At 41.8% G+C, this 26,462-nt stretch carries 32 protein-coding genes; 23 read left to right on the top strand and 9 right to left on the bottom strand.

All coding sequences use genetic code 11. The features are described from left to right. Positions 1-7: 7 nt before the first annotated feature. The 3 genes from AS034_RS03695 to AS034_RS03685 all read left to right on the top strand — a co-directional run bounded on the left by AS034_RS03695 (position 8) and on the right by AS034_RS03685 (position 1,983). Positions 8-787, top strand: a complete 780-nt coding sequence (locus tag AS034_RS03695) for a serine/threonine protein kinase (protein WP_162266019.1) — start codon at positions 8-10, stop codon at positions 785-787. A 13-nt stretch (positions 788-800) separates the two neighbouring features. Beyond that, positions 801-1,571 (top strand): sporulation protein, encoded by a 771-nt coding sequence (locus AS034_RS03690; protein WP_058297581.1) that lies wholly within the window; start codon positions 801-803, stop codon positions 1,569-1,571. A gap of 91 nt (positions 1,572-1,662) precedes the next feature. Further along, the gene (locus tag AS034_RS03685) at positions 1,663-1,983 is read left to right on the top strand and encodes a YodL domain-containing protein (protein WP_058297580.1); all 321 of its coding nucleotides are present in this window, start codon (positions 1,663-1,665) and stop codon (positions 1,981-1,983) included. A 52-nt stretch (positions 1,984-2,035) separates the two neighbouring features. Here AS034_RS03685 and AS034_RS22930 read toward each other — a convergent pair whose 3' ends face one another. Beyond that, positions 2,036-2,179, bottom strand: a complete 144-nt coding sequence (locus AS034_RS22930; RefSeq protein ID WP_169792800.1) for a hypothetical protein — start codon at positions 2,177-2,179, stop codon at positions 2,036-2,038. Between the two features lie 18 nt (positions 2,180-2,197). Next, on the bottom strand, positions 2,198-2,320 hold the full coding sequence (locus AS034_RS23300) for a hypothetical protein (protein ID WP_268876310.1): 123 nt from the start codon (positions 2,318-2,320) through the stop codon (positions 2,198-2,200). Positions 2,321-2,453: 133 nt separating this feature from the next. On the opposite strand from AS034_RS23300, the gene deoD reads away from it, so the two are divergent. The 7 genes from deoD (at position 2,454) to AS034_RS03650 (ending at position 9,627) form a co-directional block, all read left to right on the top strand. Continuing rightward, positions 2,454-3,158, top strand: coding sequence for a purine-nucleoside phosphorylase (gene deoD / locus AS034_RS03680; protein ID WP_058297579.1), 705 nt, complete (start codon positions 2,454-2,456; stop codon positions 3,156-3,158). 153 nt (positions 3,159-3,311) lie between these two features. Then, positions 3,312-4,172 (top strand): M15 family metallopeptidase, encoded by an 861-nt coding sequence (locus AS034_RS03675; protein WP_032088022.1) that lies wholly within the window; start codon positions 3,312-3,314, stop codon positions 4,170-4,172. 176 nt (positions 4,173-4,348) lie between these two features. Continuing rightward, positions 4,349-4,936, top strand: coding sequence for a YitT family protein (locus AS034_RS03670; RefSeq protein ID WP_032088023.1), 588 nt, complete (start codon positions 4,349-4,351; stop codon positions 4,934-4,936). A gap of 80 nt (positions 4,937-5,016) precedes the next feature. Next, positions 5,017-6,501 carry a lmo1851 family serine protease gene (locus tag AS034_RS03665; protein WP_058297578.1) on the top strand — a complete coding sequence of 495 codons (1,485 nt, stop codon included), beginning with the start codon at positions 5,017-5,019 and terminating at the stop codon, positions 6,499-6,501. A 308-nt stretch (positions 6,502-6,809) separates the two neighbouring features. Then, complete coding sequence (locus AS034_RS03660) at positions 6,810-7,769, top strand: helix-turn-helix transcriptional regulator (protein ID WP_058297577.1); 960 nt, start codon at positions 6,810-6,812, stop codon at positions 7,767-7,769. A 74-nt stretch (positions 7,770-7,843) separates the two neighbouring features. Then, a complete protein-coding gene (locus tag AS034_RS03655; protein WP_058297576.1) occupies positions 7,844-8,476 on the top strand; it encodes a type 1 glutamine amidotransferase family protein in 633 nt (210 codons plus the stop codon). 209 nt (positions 8,477-8,685) lie between these two features. Continuing rightward, the gene (locus AS034_RS03650; protein ID WP_058297575.1) at positions 8,686-9,627 is read left to right on the top strand and encodes an LCP family protein; all 942 of its coding nucleotides are present in this window, start codon (positions 8,686-8,688) and stop codon (positions 9,625-9,627) included. A gap of 12 nt (positions 9,628-9,639) precedes the next feature. Here the strand turns inward: AS034_RS03650 and AS034_RS03645 are convergent, their stop codons facing one another. Next, positions 9,640-10,365: an AlbA family DNA-binding domain-containing protein gene (locus AS034_RS03645; protein ID WP_058297574.1), complete on the bottom strand. Its 726-nt coding sequence runs from the start codon at positions 10,363-10,365 to the stop codon at positions 9,640-9,642. Positions 10,366-10,535: 170 nt separating this feature from the next. On the opposite strand from AS034_RS03645, the gene AS034_RS03640 reads away from it, so the two are divergent. Further along, positions 10,536-11,456: a CobW family GTP-binding protein gene (locus tag AS034_RS03640; RefSeq protein WP_058297573.1), complete on the top strand. Its 921-nt coding sequence runs from the start codon at positions 10,536-10,538 to the stop codon at positions 11,454-11,456. Positions 11,457-11,499: 43 nt separating this feature from the next. Here the strand turns inward: AS034_RS03640 and AS034_RS03635 are convergent, their stop codons facing one another. Further along, entirely contained in the window at positions 11,500-11,745 is a 246-nt protein-coding gene (locus AS034_RS03635; protein WP_032088027.1) for a hypothetical protein, read from the bottom strand. A gap of 70 nt (positions 11,746-11,815) precedes the next feature. On the opposite strand from AS034_RS03635, the gene AS034_RS03630 reads away from it, so the two are divergent. The 4 genes from AS034_RS03630 to AS034_RS03615 all read left to right on the top strand — a co-directional run bounded on the left by AS034_RS03630 (position 11,816) and on the right by AS034_RS03615 (position 14,928). Further along, positions 11,816-12,091, top strand: a complete 276-nt coding sequence (locus tag AS034_RS03630) for a hypothetical protein (RefSeq protein WP_032088028.1) — start codon at positions 11,816-11,818, stop codon at positions 12,089-12,091. Positions 12,092-12,204: 113 nt separating this feature from the next. Continuing rightward, positions 12,205-12,567 carry a rhodanese-like domain-containing protein gene (locus tag AS034_RS03625; RefSeq protein ID WP_052011545.1) on the top strand — a complete coding sequence of 121 codons (363 nt, stop codon included), beginning with the start codon at positions 12,205-12,207 and terminating at the stop codon, positions 12,565-12,567. 308 nt (positions 12,568-12,875) lie between these two features. After that, entirely contained in the window at positions 12,876-13,694 is an 819-nt protein-coding gene (locus AS034_RS03620) for a CAP domain-containing protein (RefSeq protein WP_058298083.1), read from the top strand. Between the two features lie 457 nt (positions 13,695-14,151). Further along, positions 14,152-14,928 (top strand): SDR family oxidoreductase, encoded by a 777-nt coding sequence (locus tag AS034_RS03615; RefSeq protein ID WP_058297572.1) that lies wholly within the window; start codon positions 14,152-14,154, stop codon positions 14,926-14,928. Between the two features lie 35 nt (positions 14,929-14,963). Here AS034_RS03615 and AS034_RS03610 read toward each other — a convergent pair whose 3' ends face one another. Next, a complete protein-coding gene (locus AS034_RS03610; protein ID WP_058297571.1) occupies positions 14,964-16,331 on the bottom strand; it encodes an MATE family efflux transporter in 1,368 nt (455 codons plus the stop codon). A 250-nt stretch (positions 16,332-16,581) separates the two neighbouring features. Between AS034_RS03610 and AS034_RS03605 the strand changes: the two genes are divergently transcribed. The 3 genes from AS034_RS03605 (at position 16,582) to AS034_RS03600 (ending at position 18,679) form a co-directional block, all read left to right on the top strand. Beyond that, entirely contained in the window at positions 16,582-17,652 is a 1,071-nt protein-coding gene (locus tag AS034_RS03605; protein WP_058297570.1) for an undecaprenyldiphospho-muramoylpentapeptide beta-N-acetylglucosaminyltransferase, read from the top strand. Positions 17,653-17,712: 60 nt separating this feature from the next. After that, a complete protein-coding gene (locus AS034_RS22195) occupies positions 17,713-17,862 on the top strand; it encodes a DUF2639 domain-containing protein (RefSeq protein ID WP_071618739.1) in 150 nt (49 codons plus the stop codon). A gap of 235 nt (positions 17,863-18,097) precedes the next feature. Then, positions 18,098-18,679, top strand: coding sequence for a hypothetical protein (locus AS034_RS03600; protein ID WP_032088032.1), 582 nt, complete (start codon positions 18,098-18,100; stop codon positions 18,677-18,679). 69 nt (positions 18,680-18,748) lie between these two features. On the opposite strand, the gene AS034_RS03595 is transcribed toward AS034_RS03600, so the two are convergent. The 4 genes from AS034_RS03595 to AS034_RS03580 form a co-directional block, all read right to left on the bottom strand. Next, positions 18,749-19,306 carry a GNAT family N-acetyltransferase gene (locus AS034_RS03595; RefSeq protein WP_032088033.1) on the bottom strand — a complete coding sequence of 186 codons (558 nt, stop codon included), beginning with the start codon at positions 19,304-19,306 and terminating at the stop codon, positions 18,749-18,751. 282 nt (positions 19,307-19,588) lie between these two features. After that, positions 19,589-20,719, bottom strand: a complete 1,131-nt coding sequence (locus AS034_RS03590; RefSeq protein ID WP_058298082.1) for an amidohydrolase — start codon at positions 20,717-20,719, stop codon at positions 19,589-19,591. 68 nt (positions 20,720-20,787) lie between these two features. Beyond that, complete coding sequence (gene uptA / locus AS034_RS03585) at positions 20,788-21,387, bottom strand: undecaprenyl phosphate transporter UptA (RefSeq protein WP_032088034.1); 600 nt, start codon at positions 21,385-21,387, stop codon at positions 20,788-20,790. Between the two features lie 10 nt (positions 21,388-21,397). Beyond that, complete coding sequence (locus AS034_RS03580) at positions 21,398-22,177, bottom strand: undecaprenyl-diphosphate phosphatase (RefSeq protein WP_032088035.1); 780 nt, start codon at positions 22,175-22,177, stop codon at positions 21,398-21,400. Positions 22,178-22,344: 167 nt separating this feature from the next. Here AS034_RS03580 and AS034_RS03575 point away from each other — a divergent pair, with 167 nt between their 5' ends. From AS034_RS03575 to AS034_RS03555, 5 genes are all read left to right on the top strand, one after another. Continuing rightward, on the top strand, positions 22,345-22,668 hold the full coding sequence (locus AS034_RS03575; RefSeq protein ID WP_032088036.1) for a DUF4870 domain-containing protein: 324 nt from the start codon (positions 22,345-22,347) through the stop codon (positions 22,666-22,668). A gap of 405 nt (positions 22,669-23,073) precedes the next feature. Further along, a complete protein-coding gene (locus AS034_RS03570) occupies positions 23,074-24,066 on the top strand; it encodes a helix-turn-helix transcriptional regulator (protein ID WP_058297569.1) in 993 nt (330 codons plus the stop codon). 486 nt (positions 24,067-24,552) lie between these two features. Then, positions 24,553-24,768 (top strand): PLD nuclease N-terminal domain-containing protein, encoded by a 216-nt coding sequence (locus tag AS034_RS03565; protein ID WP_032088038.1) that lies wholly within the window; start codon positions 24,553-24,555, stop codon positions 24,766-24,768. Next, a complete protein-coding gene (locus AS034_RS03560; RefSeq protein WP_032088039.1) occupies positions 24,765-25,664 on the top strand; it encodes an ABC transporter ATP-binding protein in 900 nt (299 codons plus the stop codon). Before AS034_RS03565 ends, AS034_RS03560 begins: the two co-directional genes overlap by 4 nt. Next, positions 25,665-26,441, top strand: a complete 777-nt coding sequence (locus AS034_RS03555; RefSeq protein WP_058297568.1) for an ABC transporter permease — start codon at positions 25,665-25,667, stop codon at positions 26,439-26,441. The last annotated feature ends 21 nt before the right edge of the window (positions 26,442-26,462 follow it).

The following is a 26,462-nucleotide window of genomic DNA, read 5'->3' as shown; positions in this document are numbered from 1 at the left end:
TCGAAGGATGGTTGACGGATTTGAAGTAGTATGGAAAAGCGGGGAAAGAATCAATCAATTCCAGGTCATGACCTGTTTGGGAAAAGGGAGCTACGGCACCGCTTATGATGTAAGGCAGGTCCATACCGGGGATAGAGCTGTATTGAAAAGGGTACGCCCTTATAAAAAATGGTTTACCGATTCCATGAAATACATTGATAATGAAACGGCTGTCCTGGAAGTACTGAACCATCCCCGGTTTCCTGAAATATATGAAAAAGGTGTGTTTAAACAGACTCCCTATTTCATCATGGAAAAAATGGATGGCAGGACGTTTGAAGATTTGATTTTTAAGGAAGGAAAAACCTATTCTGAAGAAGAATCTTTAGACTTAGGCATTCAATTGGTGAAATTGATCATGGTTATCCATAAGAGCGGCTATTTACACAGGGATCTGAGGATCCCGAACATCTTGTGGGATAACGGAGTCATAAACATCATCGACTTCGGCCTGGCGTGCAGGATACAAAGAGATAATTCGGAAGTTCCTCTTCTACATAAGGAATATATGAGGGAAAAGACTGCAAAAAGTGATTTATATGCACTCGGACATTTCCTGTTGTTCCTTCTGTATTCATCTTACGAGCCGGTTGAACGTAAAGAAAGGAGTTGGGAGGAAGAACTGGACATCAGCCCGGCAACCAGGGGATTGATCCAAAAACTGCTCAGGTATGACGGTTCTTTTGAAAATGCGGAACAAGCTTATATGGAACTAATGAAAATAAGATATGATTTAAGCAGAAGATAAGGGAGGAATAGGCATGTCGTTTTTTAATAAAGTGTTTGCATCATTTGGAATCGGTGCAGCAACAGTGGATACGAAGTTGGAAAAATCAAGCTATCAAGCCGGTGAAACGGCAAAAGGTGTTGTGGAAATCAAAGGGGGGAGTACTTCCCAGACGATCGATTCGATCTATCTCACTCTTTATACAACGTATATCCGTGAGTCGGATGATAAAAAATATACTGACTATGCTCCGATTCAAAAGGTTCAAATATCAGAACCATTCACAATCGGGGAAAATGAAAAGAGAGAAATCCCGTTTTCGTTCACTCTTCCATTTGAAACGCCAATCACATACGGCAATACAAGGGTGTGGGTGGCAACGGGTCTTGATATAAAAAATTCGGTGGACCCAAAAGATAAAGATTATATTGAAATCGTTCCCCATAACTTAATAAATGGCATTCTCCAATCTGTACAGGATCTTGGTTTCAGGATAAGGAAGGTCGAATGCGAACAGGCTCCCCGCCGATTCAGGGGAAGATATCCGTTCATTCAGGAGTTTGAATTCGTTCCTGTAAGCGGAGCGTATCAGCGTTCATTGGATGAAATCGAGCTGATGTTTCTTAATCAGTCAGAGGAGCAGGCAGATGTGTTGATTGAAGTGGACCGCAGAGCAAGAGGGCTTGGGGGATTTCTGGCTGAAGCACTCGAAATGGACGAATCAATGGTAAAGATGACGATCCGTTCAAGCGATCTGCCCCACCTGTCTTCAAAGCTGAAAGAAACCATCGACAAATTCATTTAAGACGTTTCGACAAAGGTTCTCATTTTTTGATGAAGGATTCGACAGCCCCTTTGTTTAATACTAATAGTACTACTTAACCGGAGGGGTGCTCATGCTGTTACTTGAAAAAATCAAACGTCCCAGAATGCTGAGGTCAAATTATGACATCACTGTATTTCAAACTCCAAAATACGGGGAAGACAAGGGCTACCAGAAGGTGTACAGGATATCAATAAAAGCGAATAATCATGAAGAGGCACTATATGAAACGTTCAGGATCTTTAATGTACCCGACCTCATGCCCGCAGATTACAAAGGCAGGTATATGGCAACCCGCGATATCATTTTTATAGATGAGGGAAGAAGGGGTCATTTCTATTATCGATTGCAGCCAAACGGCTGGAAAAGGATCAACCGGATCCTTCTGCATTGATTGAAAATAAAGGAAAGACACCCGTAATGGAGTCTTTCCTTTTTTCACTTCATCAAAGGTTGTGGCCGGGCCCGTTCTTTCTGTTTACCGTTGAATGCTCTTTCGCATGGGCATTGTGTTCGGCCTCGATTGCTTCTTTAGGAATGTGATTATTTTTCTTTGGCGAATTGATTCTGTTACGGTGCTTTTTACCCAAAAGGATCCCTCCGTGTTATTAAGATTTTAGCCTTTCGGTTCTTGAAGAGTTAGGCTGAGTCCCCGAGCGGGTGGAAGGGTTTGTTTCATTCGCATGCTGGACGGCCTGCTTAAGTTTCTTGCTCATTTTTTCCTTCGTCATGACCATACCTCCTTCCATCTATAGTCTTTCCAGTCCGACGCTTCCTATCCGTGAACTCTGAAGGCGTTGCATAAGCTTAAGAAAAGGATTACAATGGTACTTCAGTAAGTTCTATAATAGGAGGAATTGTAAGATGAGCATACATATTAATGCCAAAGAAAATGAAATTGCAGAAACGGTCTTACTGCCGGGAGATCCGTTAAGGGCTAAATATATAGCAGAGACATTCTTGGAGAATCCTGTTTGTTATAACGAAGTTCGCAATATGTTCGGGTACACCGGAACGTATAAAGGAAAAAGAATCAGTGTACAGGGCACAGGAATGGGGGTCCCGTCCATCTCCATTTATATCAACGAATTGATGCAAAGTTACAATGTGCAGAATTTGATCCGCGTAGGTACTTGCGGAGCAATCCAGAAGGATGTCAAAGTACGTGATGTAATCCTTGCCATGACTTCTTCAACAGATTCGCAAATGAACAAGTTGACTTTTAATGGGATCGACTATGCCCCGACTGCTGACTTCGATTTGCTGAAACGCGCTTACGAAAGCGGAGTCGAAAAAGGACTTAGCCTGAAAGTGGGGAACGTATTCACGGCGGATATGTTCTATAACGATAATGCGGAACATGAAAAATGGGCTCAATATGGAATCCTTGCAATTGAAATGGAAACATCGGCTCTTTATACATTGGCTGCAAAATATGGCCGTAACGCCCTTTCCGTATTGACCGTCAGCGACCACATCCTGACAGGTGAAGAAACGTCAGCCGAAGAGCGCCAAACGACTTTCAATGAAATGATTGAAGTGGCTCTCGAAGCAGCAATCAAGGAATAACCCGGAAAGATAACGCTTTCTTAAACTGCTTACTTAAATGGTAAGCAGTTTTATTATGCAATAATCCTGAATACAGTAGGATTATCCTATTACATGTCAGTCAATCCATGTTAATATGTAGTTTGTAACAATATAGAGAAACTAGGTGAAAGTATGAAAAAGGTCATCCTGGTTATTGCCGGCTCCCTTGTCATTTTGTCCGGGTGTCAGCAAGCACAAGAATGGACCCAGAATTTATTCGGTGAAAAACAGTCCGAAGAAACAAAGGACACAGAAGAAAACAACAGCTCAGGGATGAAGGAATCCCCGGATGCAACTCCAGGTGACGAGGGTGGCGGTGAAGTTGCGGAAGAAGAGACGGTCCCGCCCGAGCTTCAATTGGAATCACAATTCTTCAATCAAGTGAAGCTAGTGGATGGAAAGCAGGTCATTCAGAACCCTGCCAATATACTTGCACTTGTAAATAAGGAATTCGCGCTGGGTGAGTATAAACCGGAAGATTTGGTGCGTCCAAAAGTTCCATTCGTTTTCGGAAACGAGGACCTGGAAAAGGCCCATCTCCGTGAGGAAGCTGCAAAGGCCCTCGAGCAAATGTTTGCGGCTGCGAAATCTGAACAAATCTATCTCACAGCTATTTCAGGTTATCGTTCTTATGATTACCAGGAAATGCTCTTGAATCGTGAAATCGAGCAGTTCGGCAAAGAAAAGGCCGTCATGGCCGTTGCACCGCCTGGACAAAGTGAACATCAGTCCGGACTGGCAATGGATATCTCAAGCCAGAGCAATGATTTCCAGGTGAATATTGAATTCGCCCAAACGAAAGAAGGGAAATGGCTGGCAGCCAATGCACATAAATACGGGTTTATCCTCCGCTACCCTGAAGATAAAGTCGATATTACACAATACCAGTATGAACCTTGGCATTTCAGATACGTAGGAAAAGACGCCGCCAAAGTCATATATGAAAATGACTGGTCACTTGAAGAATACTTTAAAAATGTAAAAGAAATATAAGTGAAAGGCAGGAAGCTATGCGCTTCCTGTTTTTTTATTTTCAAAAGGGGCTGCTAGCTTGTAAAGAAGCACTAAAATTTGAACCCTGCTGAAATAGAAAGACTTTTTCACCCTCTTCTCTCATAAACAATAATAAAGGGGGTCTGTCCAAATGGACCCGATCGGAGGGAAGAGGGATGTTTAAAGGTTTTTATATTCTGGTGTTAGGCAGTGTGCTCGTTGGTATAGGGATTAACCTTTATTTTGTGCCGCATCACTTCCTGGACGGGGGCATGATCGGCATCGGGCTCATATTCCACTATTGGTTCGGCTTTAAGCCCGGACTAACCATCATTCTTTTGAGCATCCCGCTCTATTGTTTGGCATTCATTAAGGACCGGCCGCTATTTTATAACAGTATCCATGGGTTATGGCTGTCCTCGTTTATGATTGATTTTTTTCACAGATGGAAAGACTTTCACATTCTTCCCCCGTTGTTAAGCGCTTTTATCGGAGGGGCGTTTGTCGGCATTGGGATCGGTTTGATGCTCAGGGCTGATTCAGCAACCGGCGGTACGGACTTACTCGCCCAATTAATCGGAAAGAGTTCAGGGTTTAACGTGGGAAAGCTGATTTTTGCAATCGATAGTGTGGTCCTTCTTATCGGATGGTCGATCATCGGGCTGGAATCATTTTTGTATTCCCTGTTCGCAATAAGTACAGTAGGTTTTTTTACGACAATTTTGACACATCATAAGGATAGTGATGGATATTCCTTTCACTAAGTGATAAAAGCTGATAGAATAAAGAAGTTATCTGATTGTCCATGCCTGGATGATCGCACTTACGGTTTGGATACATAGCAATGAAAGTGGTGAAAACCTTGGAACAGAATAAATCAACAGATCAATCAGTCACTCAAGAAGAAAATCAAACAAGTTATTTGAAAATAAAAAAGTTCAAATTTGTGATGCTTCTCTTTTTCCTAGTATTCGCAACAGCGGGAATCACAACCTTCGCATTGGCGTTCGGGGATGAAAAGGCAGTTAATGTAGGTGTCACAGAAAGATCCGAATTTAAAAAGCTTTATGAAGCTTATGATAAATTAAATGAAAATTACTATAAGGACCTAAAGGATGAAACGCTCGTCAACGGAGCAATCAACGGCATGCTCGAGAGTGTGGGAGATCCTTATTCTGATTATATGAACGAGGAAGAAGCCAAAAAGTTTCAGGAAAGCATATCTTCATCTTTTGAAGGGATCGGTGCAGAAATTCAAGAGAAGGAAGGGTATGTTTCAATCGTTTCACCAATCAAAGGGTCGCCTGCTGAAAAAGCGGGACTGCAGCCCAATGATAAGATTCTGAAGGTCGATGGGAAAAGTATACAGGGTATGTCTGTTACTGACGCGGTACTTTTAATCCGCGGCGAGAAAGGCACGAAGGTAACGTTGACAATCCAGCGTCCTGGTCAGGAAGAATCGATGGAAGTGACAATCACTAGAGACGAGATTCCGATTGAAACGGTATATGCAGAAATGAAGGATAACGGAGTCGCTGAAATTCAAATTACAAGCTTCTCTGAAAATACCTATAAAGAATTGGTGAATGCATTGAATGAAATGCAGGATAAAGGGATGAAAAAGCTCGTATTAGATCTGAGACAAAATCCTGGCGGCCTGCTGGATCAGGCAATCAAAATTTCAAATCTTTTCGTACCTGAAGGGGAAGTACTCTTCCAAGTCGAAGACAATAATGGGAAAGTCGAAAAATATGTGGCAGAAGGCGGCCAGAAGGTGACAGTCCCAACCGCGGTCCTTGTAGATGAAGGAAGTGCAAGTGCTTCGGAAATACTGTCTTCCGCTGTAAGTGAGTCAAATGATATTCCGCTGGTCGGGACAAAAACATTCGGTAAAGGGACCGTTCAGACCGCAGAAGAATTTGAGGACGGTTCGAACATGAAATTCACCACGGCTAAATGGCTCACGCCGAAAGGGAATTGGATCCATGAAAAAGGAATCAATCCCGATTACGAAGTGAAGATGCCGGATTACGCACAGCTTCCTTATATCAATCCGGATAAAGAACTGAAAGAAAGTGACATGTCCGAAACAGTGAAGGCGGCAGAACAAATGTTGAATGCTCTCGAATTCAACCCGGGAAATGTTGACGGCTATTACGATGAAGATACAAAAGCCGCCGTACAGCAGTTCCAGGAAAAAAATAAACTGGAATCAACTGGCATACTAAAAGGCGAAACAACCGTCAAACTGATGGACCAGCTCCGCCAAAAACTAAAAGAAAACGACCCTCAATTCAAAAAAGCAGTTGAGGTATTAAATAAACAATAATTTGCTAAGCCTCTTGGACAGCTTTTGAAGCTTTATTTCATGGGTACAGCAAATCAAATATCAAAAAAAAACGCACTGTATTTCACATTGAAATCAACAGTGCGTTTTTTTGATTTTGTTGAATAACAACAAAGGAGGTTAATCGAGAAACAAGTTAAATTTAGATGCGATAAATAATTTAAAACTGCTATTCAATTATCGGGCCATTTAATCGAATAAGGGGATTGCTCAATATTATGATATTTGAAATAATTGGTATTGAAAGATAGTTATTAATTATTAATAGAAGGATATTGAGGTGGATTTATATGCCTAAAATTGACAATATGTTAGCAATTCTATGGATGCTCCGTTCAGGTGAAAAAATTACTGCAAAACAAATTTCAGAAAAGCTAGAGATGAATATAAGGACTGTGTATCGTTATATTGATACCATTTCAACAAGTGGCGTACCTATCATTTCAGAACCAGGACATAATGGTGGATACACTTTATTGAATAATTTTATTGAGGCTTCTCTTTTTTTTGAATGTGAAGAGCAAACTTCACTATTTCATGCTGCTGTTTTTGCTGAAGAAGCCGGATATTATGGAGGTGAAGCACTAAATAGGGCCATTTCAAAACTAAGTAAATACTCAAATCAAGAGCAGGAAACAAAGATAAACCAACGTTTAACTAGCCTTGAAGTAATAAGTCGATTAAGTTCAACTATGGAACCTTTTCTGAAGGAGTTGGAGCAGGCCGTAGCTGACGTGTACTCAGTAAAAATTCTTCACCATAAAAGTGGGGAAAAGCAATTAAATTATAGGTTGGTAGATCCGTACAGAATGATCTATTGGAATAATAAGTGGTATGTGATTGGATTTTGTCATCTTAGAAATGATATCCGTAGTTTTAGAGTAGATCGAATTGAAAGTCTAATGCTAACCGAAAATAAGTTTAACCGGCCAGAAGATTTTTCAGCACGTGACTTTTTTATTAAAAACCTTCTTCCAGCTATAGAAAATAAGGAAGAGATTATTTCTTTGGTTATTAATGGGGATAAAAATGTATTGGCTGATATTTGCCAGCATTGGTTTTTAGGACATTATTTACAAGAACGGACTTCAAATCAAGCAGTTTTTCTTCTTGAAAAAGATATGATGCATACATATGTACCTTATTTACTTTTACCATACAATAAATCTATTAAAGTTATTGAGCCAATAAGTCTTAAGAAAAGACTTATTGAAGTTCTGTCGGAATTAATAAAATTTTATCAAGAATGATAACTTCCCTGACGCTAACTGTCAGGGAAGTTTTATTATAATAGCAATATCAATTGTGATTGGAGTGTTATTGGATGCAAACAAAAAAAGTTTTTCTATATGTATTTAATACAATGTCAGACTGGGAATATGGATATTTAATTGCTGAACTAAACTCTGGAAGGTATTTCAAAAAAGATGTAGCACCCTTAAAAGTTATTACAGTAGGTGCTAATAAAGAAATGATTACTACTATGGGAGGAGTGAGCATAAAACCAGATATTTCCCTTGATGAATGTACTCTTGAGAGTAAAGATCTTTTAATCCTACCAGGAGGAACTACTTGGAGTGAAGAAATTCATCAACCTATCTTGGATAGAATTGGCCAAGCTTTAAAGCTTGGCACTAATGTTGCTGCAATTTGTGGTGCAACTGATGCCCTTGCGAATATGGGATACTTAGATACTAGAAAGCATACAAGTAATAACTTAGAATATACTAAAATGGTATGTCCGAACTATAAAGGAGAAAAGTTCTATGAGTTGGGATCTGCGGTATCCCATTCGAATTTGGTTACTGCATCAGGAATAGCTCCTCTGGAATTTGCAATGGAGGTACTGAAAAAAATAGATGTATTTACACCAGATGCATTACATTCATGGTATAGCCTAAATAAGACTCATAAACCCCAATACTTCTTCCAGTTAATGAATTCAATAAATAAATGAAGTAACAGAAAAGCTCAATTTCTCTATTTAGATTTGTAGAGAAGTTGTGCTTTTTAATTTGGAATATCCTTATTATAAGATTGGAATTTGATGAAGCCAATATGTTAGTTATTAATTTCCTATTAAGAAAAGACATTTCCCTCAACTTACTTGTATAGAAGAATTCCCAATGACCAACAATGATGATAACAAAGTATGAGGTGATCGAAATGTTTAAAAAATGGACTGCTATTCCAATCGTATTGCTGATAACATTCATCATATATGCAGCGATGAATACGTCCACCCAATCCACTCTACCTTCCGAAATGACAGAAATCCAGCAGGATGCAGATGTAAAAAGCACAAATGAAACGGAGAAAACAAACACCATCTTTCCAATAAATAAAGAAGAGGCAGGGAAACCCATCAATGTGCTTGTAGTCGGGTCTGATCAAAGAAAAAATGAAGCAGAGAGGGCAGACGTGCTGATAGTCGCTCAATATGTCCCCAATCAACCAACACTAAAACTCATCTCGATTATGAGGGACACCTATGTGGATATCCCCGGGTACGGTAAAAGTAAAATAAATCATGCCTATGCGTGGGGCGGCAATGACCTTGTAAAGAAATCACTGAAACAAAATTTTGATCTTGAAATTAATCACACCGTGAATCTTAATTTTCAAGATTTTATAAATATGATGGGAATCATTTTCCCGGAAGGTGTTCAGGTCCCCATAACCGAGGGGATGATCAGTCACTGGAAGTGGGATAAACAACCGGGCACGCAGAAGCTGAAGGGTGGAGAAATACTTCAATATGTTCGTTACCGCGGGGATGTATCCAGTGATTTCGGGAGGGTGGAAAGACAGCAGGAAATCATTGCACTTGCTGAAAAAAATATCATGGAGAAGTTGAAATCAGGAAAAGGTATACCTACTGCGATCGAGTTGGTGCGTGAGGGTTTTAAAAACGTCGAGACAACATTTTCGGTTGATCAGGTTATGAAGCACGGACTATCTTTTCTGTTTCATCCGATCGACTCCGTCGAAACCATCAGGATCCCGGTGGAAGGCAGCTACCAAAGCATTACGAAACCTGGGGCGGGAGATGTATTGGAAATGGATGAAACCACCAATATCCAGGCACTGAGAGAGTTTAGCTACTGATGCCGGAGTGGATCAGGGAGGGAAGTTATCAGCGGAGTCGAGATCCAGGAAGTTCTCGATGCGTTTCATTTTTCGTCCGATCAATTGATTTAAATAACCCTTATATTTTTCATCTTCCGATTGATCATACTCATATTGAAGTATTTTTAAGTGTTCCAAATGTTCCTGGAGGGAGCGTTCCTCACTGTCCGAACCGCCCGATTGTACTTTCCTTAGTATGACATCTACCAATTTATCATTTGTGGCTTCAATTGTTTTGGTACCCTGCCGCACATAAATAGCTCCGTAGCGCAGCTCTCCTCTTGTTACAATTGAAGTATAAGGGACGTATCTGGGGTCGTAATCAATGATCAGCACCTGAAAACGTTTCATATTTAAAAAAGGATGGATATTTCCGGTGAAAATAAAATCTTCCGTTCTATATCGAAGATACTTTGGAAGAAGGTGCTGAAGTTTATTATCAACATCCGCCTTGTCAAGGAACTCTTCTTCAGATAATCCTTTTAATTCTAATGAACCATCATCATATTGCATGACTCCGATGATAATGCAGCCGCCTCCTGAATTGGAAATGGCCAGGACATGTTTTGCAAGTTTGGAGACTTCGATCCAGTCGGATTTGAAATCAACATAATCAGTTTCCCCAGTGTTGAGGAGCAGCAGGTCTTTCAGTGTTTCATGGGAAGGGTTCTTCAGAAAATCCCGCAGCTTTATGGGTACAATTTTTTCATAGAACAAAGAAATCCCCACCCTTCGATTAGAAATTAATGCAGACCGGACTTTTCACTTTCTACTATTATATAGCTTTCCAGTGTGCCGTTAGAACAATCAGTTCAATGACATTGTATTTAGGTCATGTTTTATATAAAATGAAGGGATGTAGATTGTAGTAAAAGTGGGGAGGAACAATGGTGAAGAAAGAAGTATATATCTTATCCGGGTTTCTTGGAAGTGGAAAAACAACATTATTGAAACATGTACTTCAAGCGTTAAAAGAAGAAAATAAAAAACCCGCTGTTTTGATGAATGAACTGGGCAGTGTGTCGATTGACAGTGATGCCGTGGAGGCAGATACATCCATGAGAGAACTTCTGGACGGATGTATCTGCTGTACTATTTCAGATAAACTGGAAGCACAGTTACAGGATCTTCTGGTCAACGAACAATTTGATGTGCTGATCATTGAAACAACAGGAGCCGCACACCCCGTCGAAGTAGTGGATTCCATCCTGTCTCCATTATTTGCTGACAGGTTTGAGTTCAAAGGGATCATAACGGTAGTGGACGGCAAGCAGTGGAAGGAACGTTCTCAATTCAGTCCGTCAGTTTTACACCTTATGAGGGAACAGATCCGGCATGCACAGTATATCATTGCGAATAAAGTGGATCTCCTGACTGAGATGGAGCAGGGAACATTCATTTACGAATTACAACAAATTAATAATCGGGCTAAAGTATATTTGACTAACTATGCGAAAGTTTCAATGAAAGATATTTTTTCAGAGGCAGCTGAAATAAAAATAGAGGGTTATGAAAAGGCATCAATAGGCAGGCACCTTTCCCTGCAGGCGGTGGTTTACACATTTAAAGGGGAGGTAGATGGAGAGGAGTTTGAGGAATGGGTTAGAAAGCAGCCCGAGACCATCTACAGAATGAAAGGATATATCCCGCTCAAAGGAAAAAAATATCCGGCGATGTTCCAATATTCATATGGGATGCCCCTCTTTATGCAGGCTGATATGAAATACAAAACCAATTTTGTCATAATCGGTGAAGAATTATCTAAAGCAGATATTTTACAGTCACTGCAAGCAATAGATCATTATTAAATAAATAAAAGGGGCCGGCCGCTATGTGGCTGCCCCTTTCATCTTAATGATTGCTTTCCCCGAACTTCTTGAAAGTCATTTCATCTTCCACAAGTCCGCATGCGGCACATTGTACCTTTAATTCAGGTCCATTATAGGCGAGATGAAAAGGATCAAGCTGACCTTCCTCATATTGCTGGACAACTTGTCCTGACTGCGGATCCAGTTTCACGCTTTGCGGTACCTGCTGGATGATATTGAACCTTGTGCGGTTCGTCCGGCAATTCGGACAACGATACGGTGTAGTCATAACCAATCACCTTTCTTTGTTTTTTTCTAGTATGTTCAGTTGGATAATATTTATGTAAAGGAGTACGAACGTGAATACTGCTGCCTATGAAGTTTTACTTAAAGAGTACAGTTCTGTTTGGAAAAATAGAAATTTATATGATGAAAATCAGTCACCGGAACAAATCCTGAAAGAAGCCATCAAACGAGAGCTCCTTGACCAAAACAGCCACCCGCGTGTCAGAAAGCCGATATCAGAAAAATATATATCTGCATCCAAACGCATTCTCGAATCCGGCTTATCATCGGAGTCTAAGGTGAAACTGCTTGATTTACACATACAAATGATCGATCAACTTAAAGGGTAATCATCTGCAGATCCTTTAAATTCAGATTATTTCGTTTCGAGACTTTTTTCTTTTCATTATACCCTTGAAGGTATATAATACAACATAGATTATTGAAAAAAGGATGATGCAGAATGCTTCTGTTTATTACTCTTGCTATATTCAGCGTTCTTATATATATGGTGTACTATCGTTATGCACCCGTACGTGTTAAAGAAATGAGCGATAAGGAACTGCGTGACTGCCATATTATACTCGACGTCCGGGATTATCAGGATTCATATAAATCGAACTGCGACCAGGCGCTGGCCATCCCTTGCGGCTACTTAAAACGTTATTATCATGAGATTCCAAAAGGACCGATTGTCGTGATCGGCAGTTCTTCAGTCGAGTACAATGTGAGTGTGAGACAATTAAAACGTTTAGGATTCAATGTAGTGGGATATATAAGTGCAGTAAGGAAACAACCATGCAAGGGAAGTTTGTCTATGGGATAATATACCTTGTTTTTTTGAAACGGTATTGTAATATCCGTTACAAAAGGACCTGCTTTTTTAGGGTGTCAACATTGATTTTTCGGTAAATTTTAGAGGTGTGAGTCAAAATATTCAAATGCCGGAAATGTAAGTTAATCTAGTGATTCCTTTATTTATAATAGATTTCGAGTTTGAAGGATAAATTGTTTTTCAAAACTGAACAATTCAAACGCAATTACCATTTCCTCCCGTAAATGTAACACAAAAAGGGTGTTATGATGAATGTGCAGCAAGAAAACAACACATTCACTAAGGAGGAATTCATCTCTATGAATAAGAAGAAAATGTTATCAGCAGCAACAGCATTAACATTATTAGCATCACCGCTTGCAGCAGGAAGTGCAGATGCAGCAAGTCCTGAGCAAGTGAAAACGAAAGTACAGACTCTTCAATTAAACGGTAATCAACAAGATTTAAATAAATATATCCAAGACATCCTATCAAAATATGGAGTCGATGGTCAAAATATCAATCTGCAAGGTCAGAATATCAATCTTCAAGATTGTGTGAATGGTCAGGTTCCACAGCAAGGTCAAAAAGCTCAAGCTCCTGCCCCGCAAGAGGCACCAAAAGCTGAAGCACCTGCACCAGAGCAGCAAGCACCTAAAGCTGAAGCACCAGAAGCAGCTGCCCCTGCGCCTCAAGAACAACAGGCACAGCCGCAAGCTGAACAAAAGCAGCAAGCTGAACCAACGGCAGAAACTGGCCAGTTGAGTGAATATGAACAAAAAGTGGTCGAATTGACTAACCAGGAACGTGCAAAACAAGGTCTTCCTGCGCTTAAAGTAGATGCTGAACTAAGTAAAGTAGCAAAAGAAAAGTCTCGCGATATGCAGGCAAACAACTACTTTGATCATAACAGCCCGACTTATGGTTCTCCATTTGATATGATGAAGCAATTCGGCATCGAATATTCATCTGCAGGAGAGAACATTGCAATGGGTCAGCCAACTCCTGAAGAAGTAGTACAGGCTTGGATGAACAGTGAAGGCCACCGTAAAAACATCATGAACTCAAACTACACTCACATTGGTGTAGGATACGTTGAAAACGGTCATTACTGGACACAGCAATTCATTTCTAAATAAGGATCAACATCCTGAGCAGCCTCTTACAAAGGGGCTGCTTTTTCTTATGTAGAGGAACAGATTTAAAATCAGCCACAAAATAAGAGACCAGCTCAGAAATGTTCGAGTCTAAGAAAAATGTCTGGATTGCATGATGGTCTTGTGAAGCGCTTTTCCAGTTTTTTAATTATTCTAGCTATTGTTTAGAGTGCAAGACGTAGACTCCTGCGGGATGAGTAGCTAATGTGAGACTTGTCCAGCTACAGGGCCACCAAAGCCCTTCTGCTTTTCTAACCCGCAGGAGCGGACGCGACGAGGAGGCTCACGGGCTACCCGCGGAAAGCGAAGTCTTGCACGGAAATCAATAGCGGTATATGAACCGTTTCTACTCAGCTTAAATATGAAGACAGCTAATAGTTGCATTTCATCTTAATGATTCTTAGTATGGTAATATAAAGACTTTGTGGAGTGGATTTTGGTGTACAATGATAAATCAGTTCTTATAACGGGAGGCGCCAAAGGATTAGGCAGCCGGACCGCAATAGAATTTTCGAAGAGCGGTTATAAAGTATTCATAAATTATCGACAGGATGAAGGTCATGCAAATGATTTTGCAAGGCAATTAATGAGCACTTACGGGAATGAAGTTGTTCCCGTCAAGGGTGACGTCTCAGATCCTGAAGAGTGCAAGAACATGACTGAGTTTATCATTCAGGAATCAGGCGGTATAGATGTCTTGATCCACAATGCCGGCCCTTATGTAAAGGAACGAAAGACATTTGATGAATATTCCCCTGATGAATGGAATTACATAGTTGATGGGAATCTGAACAGCGTATTTTACCTGACCCGGTTGTTGATTCCTCAAATGAGGGAAAATAAATGGGGCAGAATCATCACATTCGGTTATGATCGTGTGGAAACTTCCCCTGGATGGATATACAGGTCAGCTTTTGCGGCAGCCAAGGCGGGACTGGCTTCTTTCACAAAAACAATTTCAATCGAGGAAGCCCATAATGGGATCACTGCAAATATGGTCTGTCCAGGTGATATTGTCGGTGATTGGAAAGAGGATGAAATCGAACATGCCCAAAAAGAAAGGGATCCCTTTACTCCCGTCGGCCGTCCCGGGACAGGGGAAGACCTTGCGAGGGTCGTTGAATTCCTTTGCAGGGAAGAATCTGATTTCATTACAGGTGCAATTATCCCGGTCACCGGGGGAAAAGATGTACTCGGGAAGATATTCCATAAATAAAAGAGATTCGCTCCATTACGGGCGAATCTCTTTTTTTAAGCTTTTCCGTCCATATATTCCCTTTTGAATCTTTTTTGAATAAGAAGCAATCTGCCTGAAAGGGTCAATGCACCTGCAGTCAAGCCAGAAGTAAGGCCAAGCCAGTATCCATAAGGGCCGAATTCCGTATAATTTGCCAACAGGTAACCGAGTGGCAATCCGATCACCCAATAAGAAACCAATGCCATGATAAACGTGATATTGACATCCTTATATCCCCTGAGAGCCCCCTGTACCGGTGCCTGGACCGCGTCGGAAAGTTGAAAGAATACAGCGTATAAAAGGAAATGACCTATGAGTTCAAGTACATGGGAGTCATCTGTATACAGATACGATATTTCAGTACGGAAAGCATAGAGAATCAATCCGTACATCACCGCCAGTATAAGAGCGATCAAAACGCCCATCCAGCTGTAGATTTTTGCGTCTTTAAGTCTTTTCGCCCCAACTTCAAAGCCCACGACAATGGTCAGGGCCATGGAGATGCTTAAAGGGATCATGTAAAGGAAGGATGCAAAATTCAAGGCTGCCTGATGAGCCGCTATGACCGAGGTTGTATACTCACTCATCAACAACGTGACAGCCGAAAAGATACTTACTTCAAAAAAGATCGAAAGTCCGATCGGGACACCGATCTTGAAGATTTCTTTCCATTTTGTGAAGCTGGGTTTTTGAATCGCTTTAAAGATGAAGAACTCCCGGAAAGGACTTTTCGTATGAATCACCCAGAATGCAACAATTGTGATGACCCAGTAGGTGATGGCTGAAGCATAGCCTGCCCCGACTCCGCCAAGTTCCGGGAACCCGAGTTTTCCGAAAATCAAAACATAATTCAATACAACATTTATCGGGAGTGATAATAATGTGATGAACATCGTCACCCTTGTCAGACCGAGTGCATCGATGAAGGATCTTAAAACATTGTAGACAAATAAGGGAATCATCCCGAATGATAACGCGATCAAGTATTCTCTTGCAACCCTGTGCACATTCTCTTCAAGATCCATGCCTGTAAGAATCGGATCCATGACGGCCGAACCGATTATGAGGACAATCAAGGACAGGAATATGGCAGCGTACACACCTTGAAAGACGGTGTATGGGACTTCCTTCTTCCTGCCTCCGCCAATCAGTTGGGCAACAATCGGGGTCACTGCCAGGAGAATCCCGCTTAAGCCAGTGAATACCGGTACCCACAGGGATGAACCGATGGCAACCCCGGCGAGATCAGTGGGGGAGTATTGTCCTGACATGATCGTATCAAAAAAATTCATCGCGAACATGCCGAGTTGAGTGACAAGGATAGGGACGAGGATGAAGGAAAGCTGTCCCAGCTTTCCTTTTATATTGTATGTCTGTTTCATGGACTGTCTCCTTGGTCAATTTAATCTTTCCGAATGCTGAAGTGCTTTTCTGATAATCCGTAAATACACTATCATACTGTACCATAATTCCTGCAGCCAAAGTAACTCCAAGGTTCCCGGTGTAATAAACTTCTTAGAGGGTATTAGAGGAAATGAAGGATTCATTGTTCTATCCGCTGCTTATTTTTGATAAAGTGTATAATGATAGTTTAAAATGCTACCGATAATAATGAGATTGGAGTACATATACATGAACAAGCATATTTTATTTACCGGCGGAGGTTCTGCCGGCCATGTTACAGTGAACACAGCATTGATTCCTCATTTTGAAAAAGAAGGCTGGAGAATTACCTACATAGGCTCGGAAGAAGGGATTGAAAAGGAGATCATCACGGATCAGTTCCCCCACGTCCCGTACAAAAGTATATCGAGCGGTAAACTTCGCCGTTATTTCTCATGGAAGAATTTCACCGACCCCTTCAGGGTAATGAAGGGGGTAATAGAAGCTTTGTCCGTCATCCGGAAAACAAAACCGGATATCATCTTTTCTAAAGGCGGCTTTGTCTCGGTCCCTGTGGTAATGGCAGCAAAAATGGCGAAAGTGCCGGTCGCGATCCACGAATCAGATGTCACGCCGGGTCTGGCAAATAAATTGGCCGTTCCTTTCGCTACAAAGATTTTCACTACCTTTCCTGAAACAGTGAAGACACTCCCTGCAGAAAAGTCTTTATGTGCGGGTGCCATCATTCGCGAGGAACTGTTCAAAGGGGACGCATCGGAAGGAAAGAGACTTTCAGGATTTTATGATGAAAAGCCTGTGCTGATGATCATGGGGGGAAGTCTAGGGGCAAGAAAAATAAACGAAGCGGTAAGAGCGAATCTCGAAGAACTTTCTTCAAACTTCCAGATCATCCATATCTGCGGGAAAGGGAATATCGAAGAGCAATACAAGCAAAAAGGCTACAGGCAGTATGAATTCATAAAAGCGGACCTGCCGCATTATCTGGCGATGACTGACTATGTCATCTCACGTGCAGGGTCCAACTCCATTTTTGAATTTCTGGCACTGAAAAAACCAATGCTCCTGATCCCGCTCTCAAGGGAAGCGAGCAGGGGGGATCAAATCCTGAATGCAAACAGCTTTGTAAAACATGGCTATGCCCTTTCATTGGAAGAAGAAGAGTTAAACGAAGAAAGCTTTTTAACTAAGGTCAAAGAATTACAAACAAACAGGGATACAATCATCAGCAGCATGGAAAAAGGTGAAAAAGCTTATACCATCCAAGACATGTATGAGGAACTTTCATCAATGGCCCGTTAAAAAGTCATCTGCAAGCCCTTCAAGCATATAGTATACAAATGGTTGAAGGGGAGTAGTCAAATGGCTTATCAATTTTCAAAAGGATGGTACCTGCAAGAGCTTAAAAAGATGGGAATCAATCATCATCCAATCGAAAAGAGAAAATTGGAAAACTATAAAACGTTTGTCGTCCGGAATTTGTATTTTGAGAAAATCGCCAAAAAGAAGTAAGAGAAGTAAATATTAGAACAGAACTGAACGCAAGGTGCTTGTCTGGAATTTTCAGATAGGCCGTGTTCAGTTCTTTTTTTATGAATAACCCTTATCTCGAAGCGTATGGAACTTTGTCAGTTGGTTATAATAATGTTTCCTGTTTTGATTAGGAAAAACTTTTTTCACCTTTTTTCATTTAATTTTCATGTTAATTGATTATAGTAACTGTATTAACGAAACCAGAGGTAAGCATATGACAACGAAATCAAGACAAAACACTCACTCTTCTTTTTTAGCGAATACGATTCCAAACCCAAGGGAACGTAAGTCAATACTCCTTTATCTGACCGGGAGCATTCTTTTGGCGGGTGCAGGTATCCTCCTCATTTCAGCTTATAGGGATCTCCTTATGGGGATGGATGAAGACTCCTACGAAGAATTGCTCGAACAATTCGGTTCCGTTGCAAGAATTGTATATTTTGCAGTCCTCAGCATCTTTCCTGTTTTCTTATTGATGAAGTGGAAAGGCTTGAAAGAGATCAGGTTGAGAAATATTGAATTTAAGCGCATTATCCAATTTACTGGGAAACTGCTGAGGAAATGGCATGTCCCGCTTGCACTGCTCGCTTCAGCAGTAGTTGTGCTGCATGGGGGATTGGCATTAGCCAGAGATTTTCACTGGGATTTCACGAACACGACAGGAATCCTTTCAAGCATCATACTCTTCTTCCTTATGATAATGGGCTTTAAGCGCTTTAAAAGGAAGGATAAAAGCTGGCATCTTAAACTTGCCATTACGTTTACCGTACTGTTTATGATCCACGCTTCATTTTGACAGACAGTACAGACATGAAAAAAAGGTTATCACATCAGGCAATACCTTCTGTGATAACCTTTCGTCATTTTACGCTTCAAGCGCCTGCTCTTCCTCGGCAGATTGCTGAAGCTGATATAAATAAAGTGTGTAAAGATCTTTAGGGATTTCATATAAATCATAAACCTCTTCCTGAGCATTTAATTGATCATAAAGAGATTTCCTCGAATCATTCGCCTTTACGACGTAAGGGAGTTTTTCCGCGGCCTTTTGAGAGCGGGTATTCACCTTTCGGATCCTCATGAAAATCGTTTCCATGCCCAGTTCAAAGAAAAGTTCGGAAAAGAATGCATCTTTTGCAGGCTGATTATACCCCTTGCCGTGATACGGCTTGCCAATCCATGTACCAAGGAATCCTGCGTTTTCCTGGATATCGAATAAATTAATCGTGCCGATTGCATTGCCCCATTCATCCAAAATGGTCCTCGAAATCAATTCGCCGCGTTCTTCAGCTTCTATCGTTTGTTTTGACAAGAATAGAAATTCTTCATAGGAATTCGCTTTTTGACGCACAAAAGGGAAGACATCCGGGTGCACCATCAGGTCATAAAGAGTATGACACTCATGTAATTCACGTTTCTTGATCATAGTAGACCCTCCTTGAGGGCAGTCTTCATACGTACGAATCCACCCTCGAAATTTTTAAAAGTTAACTAAAAAATTTCGGGGTGGGAATCGAACCCACTAAGACCAGTCAAGAAACTGGTGGCGCACCTTTTGCCTTCCCTCCATTACAATCGCTCTATTATAAATAGATCGCGCTAAAGAACAATGTAATCGGAAATATATATCCTTCTGTATCATATATGAATTTTTTCAAAAAGGGAATAGGGAAAATGATGAATTTCGTTAAAAATTTTTAACAAATTTCTACAAATTCTGATAAACAATTTCACCATTGACCAAGGTCATGACAGGCTTTGCCATGAAGTGGAAAGGATGGTGGCTCCAAATGACCAAATCTGCATCTTTACCGGTCTCAAGAGAGCCGATTCTATCGTCGACCCCGAGGTTTCTGGCTGGCGAAATCGTTATCCCTTCCAATGCTTTCTGCTCATCCAGACCTTCACGAACAGAGATTGCTGCACACATATTCAGATACTGGATAGGGGTATAAGGGTGGTCGGTGGTAATGGAGACCCCAACACCAGCTTCGGTCAATTTTTGATACGTGATCCAGCTCTTGTTTTTCAATTCGACTTTAGACCGGCGGGTAAAAGTCGGACCGACCGAGACCATCAGCTTTTTCCCTTTTAATTCATCAGCGATAAGGTGCCCCTCAGTACAATGTTCAATCCGCAAGTCGAGATTGAATTCTTCTGCAAAGCGGATGGCCGACAGGATGTCGTCCGCCCGGTGGGCATGAATCCTTACAGGAATTTCTCTTTTCAATGCGGAAACGAGGGGGGCCACTCTCAGCTCTTCAGGCTGGTCACAATATTTAGCTGAAAAGAAAGCTTCTCTCAACATACCCATGATCCCCATTCTGGTGATCGAATCATTATTCCCGTTACTGTGAATTCGTTTTGGATTTTCGCCCAAAGCCAATTTCAATCCTGACGTTTCCTTCAGCATCATCTTACGGATGGAGGAACCGTGTGTCTTGATGACGGAGGTCGTGCCGCCGATTACATTGGCACTCCCTGGCATTACGTTCACGGCAGTGACCCCGTACTTCAGTGCATCCGTAAATCCTGGGTCGAGCGGGTAGACGCCATCGAAAGCACGGATATGGGGGGTCATAGGTTCGATTGTTTCATTTGCATCGTTACCTGCCCATCCAGTTCCTTCATCGTATAGCCCCAGATGGGTGTGAGCATCGATGAAGCCTGGAAATACATACTTCCCCCTGCAGTCAATCACTTTAATATTAGGAGGGACATCGATTTTTTGATTGTAGATTTGCTTAATTTTCCCGTCTGAAATGTATATGGAACCATTGGCTATCGGCTGGGAAGTGACCGGATAGATGACCGCGTTTATTAATAGTATGGAATTCATGGCTAATCCTTTCATTTTCCGAGTGGTATATTACTCCTATTTTAATCAATTTTCCCTAAAAAAAGAAGTCAGGCATTCTTTTTATTTCGAATAAATGAGTAGAACAGATACCCACATGTGGCTGCGATGGCAATGAAGCTGAGAGGCTTTATGTATCTGACCCCGATCACTTCTATATGTTCCCAGTGGGTTCCAAGTTCCATTCCAATGACCATGAATAACAGTGTCCATGGAAGCATGGCTGCAAATGTATACAGAGTGAAAGCAGGCAGGGACATACGGCTTATTCCTGCCGGGATGCTGATTGCATGGCGCACTACCGGAATGAACCTCGCAGTGAAAATAACGATGGTGCCATAACGCCTGAACCATGACTCTGCTGATTCGATATGTTTTTCAGATATGAACAAGTATTTCCCGTATTTCTTGAAAAATGGCCTGCCGCCGTAATACCCAAGCCAGTAAAGAAAGAGCTGGGCGACAGTCCCTCCGATCACCCCTGCCAGAAATGCCCCTATAAAAGAAAATTTCCCCGAACTGACCATAAAGCCCGCATAACTTAAAACAAGCTCACTTGGAATGACTTCGATCATGAGGGCAAGTGCGACTCCTATATATCCCCAATCCGTTAACATTGTCAGAATATCAGTCAACCACTCGTGATTCATCCTATACCTCCTACATGACTCCTGAGAATTGCAGAATGAGAATCAAGATCCCCAATGCCCACACATAATAAGAAAAGATTTTTAAAGAATGCTTTTTTAAGAAATTAACCATCGAAACAATGGCGAGGTACCCGAAGACAGCCGCTGTAACCGTGCCAACTGCAAGGCTAGAAAACGAAATCGCCTCCACATGGCCGCTCATCATTTCCTTGCCCTGAAAGACAATTCCACCCAGGATCGCCGGTGTTGAGAGAAGGAATGAAAAATAAGCCGCCGTTTCCCTGTCGAGCTTCCGGAAAAGCCCCGCTGCTATGGTAAGCCCGGACCGTGATAAGGCAGGAAAAATGGCCGCGGCCTGAAAGCTTCCGATCACAAGGGCATCCGTATAGCTGATATCATCCAGCTTCTTATGTCCGTTCTTCACCCCATCCGCCATGAACATGATCAATCCCGTCGCAAGGAATTCCCATCCGATCGTAGAGCCGCTTTTCGATATTGAGTCGAAAAAATCCTCAAAAGACAAGCCGATGATCACTGCTGGGACTGTTCCGAGTACCAGGATCCATGTCAGTTTACTGAAAGGGTGCCTGATCATGTGGTGAAGTTCTTTCTGATAAAAGACCAGCACCGCCACAAGAGTCCCGATATGCAGCATCGTATCAAGGAATAACCCTGCTTCCTCAAGACCAAAAGCGAACCTTCCCAGAAAAAGATGTCCGGTGCTTGAAATCGGAAGGAACTCGGTCAATCCCTGTATGATTCCGAGCACAAAAGCTTCAAATTTATCCATTTAGCATCGAACCTTTCATTTGAATTACGTTGGACAAACCACCTCACTTAACGTATATTCATAAGCGCCGGATTTCATGAAAAAGTTCGCCATATGATGAAACTTTTATAAAGGGAAAACGTAAATATAGAAGAGGCATTTATTATCATTTTAAAGGAGGGAATAAGATGCCCTCGAAAGACGAAAGATTACTGGCAGCACTTATCTATGTAATAAGCTTTTTCACAGTCTTCATTGGACCAATCATCCTATGGCTCTGGAAAAGAGATGACTCCGAATTCATTGATTACCACGGGAAAGAATACCTTAACTTCCTCATTTCCTATACAATCTACGGAATCGTCAGCTCCATACTCGTGATCGTACTGATCGGACTCGTCATTGCCCCGATCGTAGGAATCCTGGCCCTTGTCTTCACAATCCTGGCAGCCATCAAAGCCTACGAAGGAGAAACCTACCGAATCCCGACAGTCATACATTTTATTAAGTAGGTAAATTCAGTTTTGACTTTGGCTTTTCTTGATGTAATGTTTGAAAATGGTGATATTGAGTTAAGTAGCTTTCACTTGGTTGAAAATTCAGAGTGGATTGGAGCGTAAGGCACTTGACTCCGACGGGAAATAGAGGAAAAGTCGAGACCCCGCAGGCGGAACGCCGAAGAGGCTCGACTTCCTCCCCGCGGAAAGCAAGTGCCTGAAGCGAAAAGGAACGGTCTGAGTTCAGCAATATAATTTTTATACGTTAAGAGCTCATGGTCAAACAAACCGTGAGCTCTTACCCATTTATCTGGAATTCTATTGACATTTACAGCCCAAACTTGATAGTTTATATAAAAATAACTTCTCAAATACATAATTTGATAGACGCCAAGGCATAAGGAAGAAGGGAAGAAAAACATGACACGGATCGATAACAAAGAAAGACTGCTCAGACTCATGACCATCTTCAGCCAGGAAACAGATGAAGACCATGAACTCAGCCTCGATGAAATCATTCACCGTTTCCAACAAATTTACGGCCCTGACGTAAAGCTGAATAAAAACTCCTTGAAAGATGATATCAATCACCTTATCAATCACTCGTTCGATGTGACCATCAACCAGGAAAAAGACGGACTTCCGAAATACTACAGTCATCAATATCGTCTGTTTGAATTATATGAACTCCGCATGCTGGTCGATGCCGTAGTATCCGCAAAATTCATTACAAAACAAGAAACAAGGCAGCTGATTGGTAAAATTAGAAAATTGACAAGCAACCACCAGGGAAAGAAGCTTCAAAATGAAATTCAAGTCGATTCTTCCATAAAGAGTGAAAGCCCCTACATTAGATTGGCGATTCACGACCTTCACCAGGCCATCTCAGAACGCCGCGTCATCACCTTTCAATACGGCCGGTATGACATTGACAAGAATTTCAACCTGAGTCACGAAGGCAGCCTTTACAAAGTAAAGCCATACGCACTTACGTGGGCAAATGATTTTTATTATTTAATCGCCTACTATTATGAGGCGGGCGAAATCCGTCATTACCGGGTAGATCGTCTGCGGAATGTCTCCATCCTGGAGGAATCCTTTCCATATGAATCATTTGATGTTTCTAAATACGTTCAATCCACCTTTCAAATGTTTGCCGGCGATGAAGAATGGATCAAGGTTAAATTCCATAACGGATTGATCAATGTCATCATCGATAAGTTCGGCAAGGAAGCAGACATCCGTAAATATGATGATGAGCACTTCATACTATCAACCAAAGCAAGGATCAGCGGCGGACTCGTCAACTGGATCCTGAACTTCGGCTCCCAGGCAAAAGTGATTTCCCCCAATTCACTGTTCCAAACCGTAAAAGAAGAAGTAACCAAGATGAACAACCTATATGAATACTGAAAAATGTTGAGACTAAAGTTATTTGTTCTCTATAAACCCGAACTAATTTCCATGAGATAAGGCAAATTGGTTCGGGTTATTAATTTTTAATGAGCATTTAGGATTTAGCTCTTTCCAGCGGTTGATTGGAGTGCAAGACGAAGACTCCTGCGGGAAGAGTAGCTTATAAGAAAAGCGGAAGGGCTTTGCTCAGAGGCGTGTGGCATAAGACGAATCGGCCTGGAAGGCGTTCTTTGCCTTCTTGGACGGTTTGATTTATGACATGTGCCTCTAAGCCCTGCAGCTGGACAGGTGAGACCCCGGAGGCAAAGCCGAGGAGGCTCACGGGCTACCCGCGGAAAGCGAAGTCTTGCACGGAAATCATTAGCGGTATAAAGTGGTCGTCTTTATACGGTAGCTTTTTCATTTTGTGTCTAGAAAAATTTTTTTGAACGATTTACCTTCCTCTGCGTCTTATCTATAGAAAAACAAAAGGAGGAAACAAACATGCAGGAACTACAACAAGCATTACAAACGATAAACTGGGGGCTGATTGCCCCGCTCATCATATTACAACTTATCCTTATGGTCACAGCAGTCATCGACCTGATCAGGATAAAGCACACAAACGGACCCAAATGGATGTGGCTTCTGGTCGTATTGTTCATAAACCTGATCGGTCCGATCATTTATTTCATTTTCGGAAGGAGACAAAATGGATGAATGTACTTGAAGTGACAGCTCTTGAAAAGAAGTATAAAGAAAAGCATGCAGTCAAAGGGATTTCATTTCAACTTGAGAAAGGGAATTGTACAGCTCTCATCGGTCCGAATGGCGCAGGCAAAACGACCACTTTAAATATACTGACAGGACTGACGCCGCCTACAAGCGGAAGCTTCACGACGCCAGAGCATTCTGGTGATATCCGGTCAATCATTGGGTATCTCCCTCAATATCCTTCATTCTTCGAGTGGATGACAGGAATGGAATATTTAACTTTTTCAGGTGAAATCACCGGGCTGTCAAGGGTCGATTCACGTCAAAGAAGTGAAGAATTACTCACGCTCGTCAACTTGAATGAAGGAAAAAACAGAAAGATCAGCCAATATTCAGGGGGAATGAAGCAAAGGCTGGGGATTGCCCAGGCTCTTATTCATCAACCTAAACTCGTGATCCTCGATGAACCGGTTTCCGCACTTGATCCGTTTGGACGCAGGGAGGTACTTGATCTTCTGAACGAATTAAAAAAACACACGACCATCCTGTTTTCAACCCACATACTGAATGATGCAGAGCAAGTATGTGACGATGTGCTTTTTCTTTACGACGGCAAATTGATCGAGCAGGGGCCATTGTCCGATATTAAGGCGAAGCATCAGACCTCAACCATGAAGATAGAATTCAAAGGAAGTGCAGTACATTACAAGAATATTCTTCAGGACTTACCGTGGGTCAACCAGATAAAAGTAGAAAAAGAGTCTCTGATTTTTGAAGTGGAAGATATAGAAGAAGGAAGAAGCCGGTTATTCCGCATCATTGCCGAGGGCAACTGGCCGGTGGTACGGCTTGGAAGCAGCGATCAAAGTTTAGAGGAATTATTTATGAAGGTGATGAGATAAATGAAGATCACATGGGTTTTATTTAAAAAAGAGATGATGGAATCTGCCCGTAATTTCAAGTGGCTCTGGATGCCGATCGTATTCATCCTGTTCGGGGTCACCGAACCTTTGACGGCTTATTATCTGCCCGATATTCTACAGTCCTTGGGGGATCTGCCCGAGGGGGCAGTAATAGAGATTCCGCCTCCTTCTTCCGCAGAAATTCTTATGTCCTCCATCGGCCAGATGAATACACTTGGAGTGCTTGTAATCATCCTTGCTTTCATGGGGATTGTCTCAGGCGAGAGGAAAAGCGGTAATGCAGCGATGATTCTTGTTAAGCCGGTGTCCTTTCATGCTTATATATACTCGAAATGGGCAGCGGCACTCCTTCTTATATGGACTTCTTATATCCTTGGTCTCGCTTCAACCTGGTATTATATTAATTTATTGTTTGAGAATATATCCCCGGCTGCCTTCTTTCAGTCACTGGCCGTATACGGCATGTGGCTGACGTTCTTATTGACGATGCTCTTATTCTTCAGTTCAATGGTTAAAGCATCCGGGGCAGCAGCTTTTTCTGCGGTAGCGGTTTCCATTATCCTCAGCTTTTTATCCGGGTCGCTGCCAGAAAAGATGAAATGGTCTCCTTCACGGCTTTCTTCCTACATTCCGGAAATAGTGAGCGGTCAGGGGTGGGCCGGCGATCTTACCATTGCCATGCTGGGTACAGGGGGATTATGTCTGTTATTATTGATATTGACTCCAAATCTATTTAGACGGAAAGAACTTACGTAATTCAATGAATAAGGGGACATT

Origin of the sequence: [Bacillus] enclensis, from assembly GCF_001456935.1 — a bacterium.
Lineage (GTDB): Bacteria > Bacillota > Bacilli > Bacillales > Bacillaceae_B > Rossellomorea > Rossellomorea enclensis.
Note: the sequence above shows the minus strand (reverse complement) of the source record. Positions and strands in the feature narration are given on the sequence as shown.

Excerpts from the sequence above, each read along its gene's own strand:
- AS034_RS03695 (WP_162266019.1), top strand. The coding sequence starts at position 8 with ATGGTTGACGGATTTGAAGTAGTATGGAAAAGCGGGGAAAGAATCAAT.
- AS034_RS03690 (WP_058297581.1), top strand. The coding sequence starts at position 801 with ATGTCGTTTTTTAATAAAGTGTTTGCATCATTTGGAATCGGTGCAGCA.
- AS034_RS03685 (WP_058297580.1), top strand. The coding sequence starts at position 1,663 with ATGCTGTTACTTGAAAAAATCAAACGTCCCAGAATGCTGAGGTCAAAT.
- AS034_RS23300 (WP_268876310.1), bottom strand. The coding sequence starts at position 2,320 with ATGACGAAGGAAAAAATGAGCAAGAAACTTAAGCAGGCCGTCCAGCAT.
- deoD (WP_058297579.1), top strand. The coding sequence starts at position 2,454 with ATGAGCATACATATTAATGCCAAAGAAAATGAAATTGCAGAAACGGTC.
- AS034_RS03675 (WP_032088022.1), top strand. The coding sequence starts at position 3,312 with ATGAAAAAGGTCATCCTGGTTATTGCCGGCTCCCTTGTCATTTTGTCC.
- AS034_RS03670 (WP_032088023.1), top strand. The coding sequence starts at position 4,349 with ATGTTTAAAGGTTTTTATATTCTGGTGTTAGGCAGTGTGCTCGTTGGT.
- AS034_RS03665 (WP_058297578.1), top strand. The coding sequence starts at position 5,017 with ATGAAAGTGGTGAAAACCTTGGAACAGAATAAATCAACAGATCAATCA.
- AS034_RS03660 (WP_058297577.1), top strand. The coding sequence starts at position 6,810 with ATGCCTAAAATTGACAATATGTTAGCAATTCTATGGATGCTCCGTTCA.
- AS034_RS03655 (WP_058297576.1), top strand. The coding sequence starts at position 7,844 with ATGCAAACAAAAAAAGTTTTTCTATATGTATTTAATACAATGTCAGAC.
- AS034_RS03650 (WP_058297575.1), top strand. The coding sequence starts at position 8,686 with ATGTTTAAAAAATGGACTGCTATTCCAATCGTATTGCTGATAACATTC.
- AS034_RS03640 (WP_058297573.1), top strand. The coding sequence starts at position 10,536 with ATGGTGAAGAAAGAAGTATATATCTTATCCGGGTTTCTTGGAAGTGGA.
- AS034_RS03635 (WP_032088027.1), bottom strand. The coding sequence starts at position 11,745 with ATGACTACACCGTATCGTTGTCCGAATTGCCGGACGAACCGCACAAGG.
- AS034_RS03625 (WP_052011545.1), top strand. The coding sequence starts at position 12,205 with ATGCTTCTGTTTATTACTCTTGCTATATTCAGCGTTCTTATATATATG.
- AS034_RS03620 (WP_058298083.1), top strand. The coding sequence starts at position 12,876 with ATGAATAAGAAGAAAATGTTATCAGCAGCAACAGCATTAACATTATTA.
- AS034_RS03610 (WP_058297571.1), bottom strand. The coding sequence starts at position 16,331 with ATGAAACAGACATACAATATAAAAGGAAAGCTGGGACAGCTTTCCTTC.
- AS034_RS03605 (WP_058297570.1), top strand. The coding sequence starts at position 16,582 with ATGAACAAGCATATTTTATTTACCGGCGGAGGTTCTGCCGGCCATGTT.
- AS034_RS22195 (WP_071618739.1), top strand. The coding sequence starts at position 17,713 with ATGGCTTATCAATTTTCAAAAGGATGGTACCTGCAAGAGCTTAAAAAG.
- AS034_RS03600 (WP_032088032.1), top strand. The coding sequence starts at position 18,098 with ATGACAACGAAATCAAGACAAAACACTCACTCTTCTTTTTTAGCGAAT.
- AS034_RS03595 (WP_032088033.1), bottom strand. The coding sequence starts at position 19,306 with ATGATCAAGAAACGTGAATTACATGAGTGTCATACTCTTTATGACCTG.
- AS034_RS03590 (WP_058298082.1), bottom strand. The coding sequence starts at position 20,719 with ATGAATTCCATACTATTAATAAACGCGGTCATCTATCCGGTCACTTCC.
- uptA (WP_032088034.1), bottom strand. The coding sequence starts at position 21,387 with ATGAATCACGAGTGGTTGACTGATATTCTGACAATGTTAACGGATTGG.
- AS034_RS03580 (WP_032088035.1), bottom strand. The coding sequence starts at position 22,177 with ATGGATAAATTTGAAGCTTTTGTGCTCGGAATCATACAGGGATTGACC.
- AS034_RS03575 (WP_032088036.1), top strand. The coding sequence starts at position 22,345 with ATGCCCTCGAAAGACGAAAGATTACTGGCAGCACTTATCTATGTAATA.
- AS034_RS03570 (WP_058297569.1), top strand. The coding sequence starts at position 23,074 with ATGACACGGATCGATAACAAAGAAAGACTGCTCAGACTCATGACCATC.
- AS034_RS03565 (WP_032088038.1), top strand. The coding sequence starts at position 24,553 with ATGCAGGAACTACAACAAGCATTACAAACGATAAACTGGGGGCTGATT.
- AS034_RS03560 (WP_032088039.1), top strand. The coding sequence starts at position 24,765 with ATGAATGTACTTGAAGTGACAGCTCTTGAAAAGAAGTATAAAGAAAAG.
- AS034_RS03555 (WP_058297568.1), top strand. The coding sequence starts at position 25,665 with ATGAAGATCACATGGGTTTTATTTAAAAAAGAGATGATGGAATCTGCC.